Source organism: Bordetella petrii (genome assembly GCF_020991325.1).
Taxonomy (GTDB): domain Bacteria; phylum Pseudomonadota; class Gammaproteobacteria; order Burkholderiales; family Burkholderiaceae_B; genus Bordetella_A; species Bordetella_A petrii_E.
The window spans coordinates 1-6,037 of record NZ_JAJMLX010000271.1 but is presented as its reverse complement, the minus strand read 5'-3'; the positions used below and the strand labels follow the sequence as shown (position 1 = coordinate 6,037).

Below are 6,037 nucleotides of genomic sequence, written 5' to 3'. Positions count from 1 at the left end.
GCCGCCCTGGCCCCCGCGGCCTGGAGCCGCTGGCAGGCGGCCGCGCGCGACTGGGACACCCACTACGCCGGCCGCCCCGATTTAGGGGACACCTTGGCCGATTTTTGCGCAGAATTATCCAGGAAACGCTAGAATAGAGAGTTTTCCGAGTTTCTTTGCCCTGCGCATTTTGCGGCGGGCCAGGGCTCGACTTTGACAGCCTCCCGGGGCACGTGGGCCGGCCAACTTCCGGCGCCCGCGCGCAAGCACGGCGAGCGCGCTCTATTACCCGGAGTTTTTAATCGATGAAAACCGCTCAGGAATTGCGAGTCGGCAACGTGATCATGGTCGGCAAGGATCCCCTCGTGGTCCAGAAGACCGAATACAACAAGTCCGGCCGCAACGCCGCCGTCGTCAAGCTGAAGTTCAAGAACCTGCTCAGCGGCTCGGGCAGCGAATCCGTCTACAAGGCCGACGAAAAATTCGACGTCGTGGTGCTCGAGCGCAAGGAATGCACCTACTCGTACTTCGCCGACCCCATGTACGTCTTCATGGATGAAGACTACAACCAGTACGAAATCGAAGCCGAAAGCATGGGCGATGCGCTGAACTACCTGGAAGAAGCCATGCCCGTGGAAGTGGTCTTCTACGAAGGCCGCGCCATTTCGGTTGAACTGCCCACCATCCTGGTGCGCGAAATCACCTACACCGAACCCGCCGTGCGCGGCGACACCTCGGGCAAGGTGCTCAAGCCCGCCAAGCTCAACACCGGTTTCGAACTCAGCGTGCCGCTGTTCTGCGCCATTGGCGACAAAATCGAAATCGACACGCGCACCAACGAATACCGCAGCCGCGTGAACTGATCCGGCTTCCGGTGGGGTATGGCGCTTAAAGTATTCGACCTGGAATGCGACCAGGGCCATCTTTTCGAAGGCTGGTTCGGCTCGCATGACGATTACGACGCGCAGCAGGCGCGCGGCCTGGTTACCTGCCCGGTCTGCGCGTCGGCCAAGGTGTCCAAGCGCCTGTCGGCTCCCCGCCTGAACGTGGCGCACTTGCGTGCGCCCCCCGCGCCGGCACCCGCCGCATCGCCCGGCCCCGGCGCCAAGACCCCCGCCGACCCTGCCGCCATGGCCCGCCTGCAGGGCGCCGTGCTGCGCCAGATCCGCGAAATACTGCGCAACACCGAAAACGTGGGCCCGCGCTTCGCCGAAGAGGCCCGCCGCATCCAGTCGGGCGACGCCGACGAACGTCCCATCCGCGGCACCGCCACGTCCGAAGAACGCGAGGCCTTGCAGGACGATGGCATCGACGTCATGGCCCTGCCCGATTTCCTGGACGACGACCGGCTGCAATAACGCTGCCGTACCGCGCAAACGGTGTCTGGCACCCTGACGGGAGCCAGACACCTGGAGTGCCGGCGAAAACTCGCCGCAGGGACCTGGATACCAGGCGCTTGCACCGCCATGCCAAACAAAACGGGCCCGATGGGCCCGTTCTGTTTGGGTGCTTATATGCCGTGCTACTTGCCGCTGCGCTTGCGCGTCGCGGCGGTATTTTCGCGTTCGAGCTCGGCTTGCTGGGCCTGCAGGGCATCGATTTGCCGCTGCATGGCGCTGAGCTCGCCGCGCAGCTGCTGCTGTTGCTGCGACAGCGCGGCAGCCTGCACGCGCGCTTGTTCCTGGCGGGCCGCCACCTGCTGTTCCTGCTGGCGGCGCAGGGATTGGTCGGCCTGCAGGGTGGCCAGTTCGCTGCTGCGTTCGGCCAGCATGCGCTCCGAGCGCGCATATTCGGCCTGCAGCTTGATGCGCTTGATGTCGACTTCGGCCAGGTCGGCCGATTGCCGCGCAAAGGCCCGGTAGGTTTCTTCGGCCTGTTTCTCGGATTCGGTGCGCACCACGCGCCAGAAGTCTTTCTGCTGGAACAGCGCCGCGTAATACGTCAGGTCGTCGGCCTTGAACAGCAGGCTGGCGCCGTAGGTACCGTTGTAGGTGGTGCGCAGTTCGGACACCTGGCGGTTCTGGATCAGCGCCTGCAGTTCGGCCACGGTGGAATTGGCTTTGGGCGCCGCGGGCGCCGGCGGCGTCACGGGGGTGTCGCCGGGCTGCTGATTTTCCACCTGCTGCACCGGCGAGCGGCTGGCTTCGGGCTGCGCACTGGCGCAAGCCGCCAGGCCGGACAACGCCACGCCCAGTACCGCCAAGCGCACTGCGGTGTGAAGTTGATGGACTTTCATGCCTTCCCCAAAAAAACGTTGCAGAACTATACCAATTAATTGCGAATCCCAGGAGCGTGGTTTCCCCTGTGGCACCCACCCTACAGAGGTTCGGCCAGCCCTTCCGCCAGTTCGCCCTGGTTGTTGCCCAGTCTCAGCTTGCGCATCTTTTCCCACAGCACCTTGCGGCTGATCCCCAGGTAATGCGCGGTGTCCTGGCGCCGCCAGCCATGCGATTCCAGGGCCGCCAGAATGCGGGCTCGTTCGGTTTTATCGGCCTCGGACAACAGCACGTCGCCCGTACCCGCCGCCAGCACCAATGCCGCCCTGCCCGGCGCGGCCGCCATGCGGTCGAAGATCTGTTCGATGCGCGGCTGGTGCCAGGACTGGAACTGGCGGCGCACGATAGCCACCCGTTCGACCACATTCGACAATTCGCGCACATTGCCGGCGAAGGTGGTGTTGGCCACCCGTTCCAGCAGCCAGGCAGGCGGGGGCTCATCCCCGACCGTGCCGTGGAGGTCGAGCAAGGCCCGGAAGATGGCGATCTTTTCCTCCGGACCGCGTTCTTCCAGGCTGGGAATGTACAGTTCGATGACGGCCAGGCGGTAATACAAGTCCGAGCGGAATTCATCCTGCGCGCACAACTCGCGCAAGTCTTTATTGGTGGCGGCCACCAGCCGGAAATCCACGGGCACTTCCACGGTGGACCCTAGCCGCGTCACCGTGTTCTGTTCCAGCACGCGCAACAGCTTTACCTGCTGGTACAGCGGCAGGTCGCCGATCTCGTCCAGGAACAGCGTGCCGCCGTCGGCCTGTTCGAAGTAGCCCTTGTGGGTGCCCACGGCCCCCGTGAACGCCCCCTTGGCATGGCCGAAAAAATGCGCCTCGAACAAGCCTTCGGGGATGGCGCCGCAATTCACCGCCACGAACGGGCCGTCGGCCCAGGCGGCGCGGTCGTGCAGCAGCCGGGCCACGCGCTCTTTGCCCACCCCGGTTTGCCCATGTACCAGCACGTTGCTACGGCAATCGGCGAACATCTGGGCTTCGGCCAGCAAGGCCTGCATGGGGGTAGACACCGCCACGAACGGCTGTTCGCAGCGCGCCACCTGGCGATCGGCGCGATCCAGCGAACCCAGCAGATCGAACAGCTGCTTGCGCAGTTCGGCCGACGTGAAGGCCAGCGGCAAGGTATGGGAATACTCGGGCGGATAAAAGCGCGGGTCGTGGCCGCGCGTTTCGGCGGCCACCCAGATCACGGGCATGCCCTGCGAGGCCAGCCAGTCGTAGCCGCTGAAGCGCTTGTCGCCCATGACCGATACCGACACCAGCGCCAACGAGGTGCGCGTGATGTCGCGAGGCGGCGGAAAGGCGGTGCCGGCGTCGGCGCGCACCACCGTCACATCGATGCCGGCCAGGCAGCGCTCGGCACGCTCGGCGATGTCCGAAGTGCCCTCCCAGACAAACAGGTCGAAATCGTCGCGGATGAGCTTGCTACGCATGCGCCATACCGTGGGACAGGAAAAGAAGGTGCGTCATCATCTCAATACACCAGCCGTGGCTTGCCGCAATCCACGGACAGCAGCGACACGTCGGTTTCTCCAAGGTTCAGGCCCAGCAGGTTCAACAGGTTCTGCAGCAGCGCCGACAAGGGATCCAGCAACGGCTCCAGCAATGCCACCACCACGCTGAGCAAACCGTTGATCGAATTGCCGCCCGCGTTCAACACCAGGTCGGCCACGGTATCGATGCGGCATTGCTTCAGGTTGCCGAACAGGCCGCCCACGCCGCACCCGATATCCAGCACGGGTGACAGCAGCGAACCCAGCACGTTGCCCACCACCTGCAAGGTGCCGCCCAGCACGCCCGTCAGCCCGCCCTGTGACATGCGCTGGCCCAGGGTGTCCATGGCCTGGCGGGACCACTGCAGTTCGTTCACTACCTGTGTAATGGAACGGCCGTTGGCGGACGGACCCACCAATTGGGCCGCCAGTTCCTTGCGCTGCTGGGCATTCAGGCTGGTGCCGCTGCCCAGCAGGTCGCCCAGGATGCCTCCTACCACGGCATCGGTCACGTCTGCGGCGGTGGCCGCCAGGTCCAGGTCGGTGGCCACCACCGTCTTGTTCGCGTCGGGCGAAGGCGGTTCGGTCAAGGTCACCGACACCGGCGTGCCGGCGCGGAACACCGGCAGCGCCACACGGCTGGTCAGCGGCAGAATGCCCAGCACATTCAGCACCTGGTGGCGCTGCACCGAAGTGAATTCTTCTTCGATGCAGGCATTGGTGCGCGAGAAGAAGGTCTCGTCGTTGGAAGGATCCATGGCGGGAAACTTGCCCAGGCACACGTTGGCCACCGACGAACGCACGTCGAAGGTCGCCTGCTGCGGTGTCAGGGGCGCCTGGCACAGGGCCGTCAGCGTCGCGTCGGATTGGCCCGCCTCGATGATCAGGGGCAGATCCACTTTCGTGCCCAACGTGCTCAGCAGGGGCCCCACCACGGGGATGCTCTCGGTTTTCAGCCGCAAGTAGACGCGCACCCCGGCGGTGCTGGCGCGCGTGCCCACGCCGCCCACGGCGATCGACGGCGGCTCGACCACGCGCACCCGGCTTTGCACGCCCAGGATGGGCACGTCCAGCCCCAGGTTGATCAGGTTATCGCCGTTGGCGATCATCAGGCTGGTTTGCAGCAGGTCGATGACCTTGATGTCGGCCTGCAGCGCCGATTGCGCGTCCGTGGCCAGGTGCGCGTCCAGCAGGCCGCCGTCACCGAACAGTTTGATGGGGATATCCAGCGGCGCCACATCCAGCATTACATTGATGATGTTGGCCAGCAGCCCCACCTGCGCCTGCGCCGTGCCGCTGGTGCGCTGCGCGACGGCCAGCGTGGCGTTGAGCAGGTCTCCCAGCGATACGGCGTCCAGGGCGGCCAGCTCTTCCGGCGTGCCGATGCCCGACAGCACCGACAACGGCAGGCCCAGTTGCTGCAGCAACCCGGACGGCGTGACATCCAGGTTGACCAGCCCGGCGGAGTCGAGCACGGTCAACTGGTTGGGCGTGGCCCCCAGCGTGGCCAGCAGCTTGCCCAGCAGACCGTCGGATGCCAGGCGCAGCAACCGGGATTCGACACTGAAAGCGGCGGTGGGTGCTGTGTTCGACGCCACCGCCACGACGCTGGCGCGAGTGCCGCCCACCCAGTCGCCCACCACACTGGGGATCAGCGCGCTCAGCGTCTTGTCGATGCGCACCCGCACCGCATTGACGCGGCCGCCCGTGGCGGCGTCCGGCTCGAATAGATGCATGCCGCCAGCGTCGGCGCGGGTGGGATCCCAATACTTGCAGTCCACCGTGACATCGGCAGCCGTCACCGTGTCGACGAAACCCGGCACATTGGCCACCGCGCTGGCCTGCGCCGCCACGGTAACCGGCGAACCGGCCGCGCAATCGGACGGCGCGCCAGTGGGCGCCAGCACCTGCACGGCCGACAAGGCCGCCAGGTCGGCCGCCTTCTGCAGTTCGCGCTTCATGTAGAACAAATAGCCCACCTGCACCGACAGCAGGACCACCATGCCGATCAGCACGGCGAATGCCGCCGATATGGCGATGGAGCCGCGCTGGCCCGAAGGCGCAGGCAAGAGGCGTGATAACGGTTTCATTGCAGGGGCGTTGCCGGTTGCAGCGGATTATTCGCTGTCTGTTTTCACTTTCTCGACGAACCACTCGGGAATCGGGCGCTTGAAGCTTTCCAGGTAGCGGTTCCACGACGCGGTGGATACCGGGCCCAGTATCGGCAAGGCGCCGCCGGCGCGGCGGCCGTCGGCCTGCGCGGCCAGCAGGCCGCGCGTGA

The 6,037-nt window shown here is 65.5% G+C and carries 6 protein-coding genes; 2 read left to right on the top strand and 4 right to left on the bottom strand.

Annotated features, from left to right (window positions below; translation table 11 throughout):
- Positions 1 to 284: 284 nt before the first annotated feature.
- Complete coding sequence (gene efp / locus LPZ50_RS20495; RefSeq protein WP_230664444.1) at positions 285 to 842, top strand: elongation factor P; 558 nt, start codon at positions 285 to 287, stop codon at positions 840 to 842.
- An 18-nt stretch (positions 843 to 860) separates the two neighbouring features.
- A complete protein-coding gene (locus tag LPZ50_RS20490) occupies positions 861 to 1,337 on the top strand; it encodes a DUF1178 family protein (RefSeq protein ID WP_230664442.1) in 477 nt (158 codons plus the stop codon).
- A 164-nt stretch (positions 1,338 to 1,501) separates the two neighbouring features.
- On the opposite strand, the gene LPZ50_RS20485 is transcribed toward LPZ50_RS20490, so the two are convergent.
- The 4 genes from LPZ50_RS20485 to LPZ50_RS20470 all read right to left on the bottom strand — a co-directional run.
- Complete coding sequence (locus tag LPZ50_RS20485; protein ID WP_230664440.1) at positions 1,502 to 2,215, bottom strand: DUF2968 domain-containing protein; 714 nt, start codon at positions 2,213 to 2,215, stop codon at positions 1,502 to 1,504.
- Positions 2,216 to 2,295: 80 nt separating this feature from the next.
- Entirely contained in the window at positions 2,296 to 3,696 is a 1,401-nt protein-coding gene (locus LPZ50_RS20480; RefSeq protein ID WP_230664438.1) for a sigma 54-interacting transcriptional regulator, read from the bottom strand.
- Between the two features lie 41 nt (positions 3,697 to 3,737).
- Positions 3,738 to 5,825, bottom strand: coding sequence for a pilus assembly protein TadG-related protein (locus LPZ50_RS20475; RefSeq protein ID WP_230664436.1), 2,088 nt, complete (start codon positions 5,823 to 5,825; stop codon positions 3,738 to 3,740).
- A gap of 48 nt (positions 5,826 to 5,873) precedes the next feature.
- Positions 5,874 to 6,037: DUF3613 domain-containing protein (locus LPZ50_RS20470; RefSeq protein ID WP_230664446.1), on the bottom strand; the 164-nt coding region annotated here is incomplete at its 5' end.

What these genes read in the sequence shown, in the direction of transcription:
- LPZ50_RS20490 (WP_230664442.1), top strand. Translation starts at nt 861, where the DNA reads ATGGCGCTTAAAGTATTCGACCTGGAATGCGACCAGGGCCATCTTTTC.
- efp (WP_230664444.1), top strand. Translation starts at nt 285, where the DNA reads ATGAAAACCGCTCAGGAATTGCGAGTCGGCAACGTGATCATGGTCGGC.
- LPZ50_RS20485 (WP_230664440.1), bottom strand. Translation starts at nt 2,215, where the DNA reads ATGAAAGTCCATCAACTTCACACCGCAGTGCGCTTGGCGGTACTGGGC.
- LPZ50_RS20480 (WP_230664438.1), bottom strand. Translation starts at nt 3,696, where the DNA reads ATGCGTAGCAAGCTCATCCGCGACGATTTCGACCTGTTTGTCTGGGAG.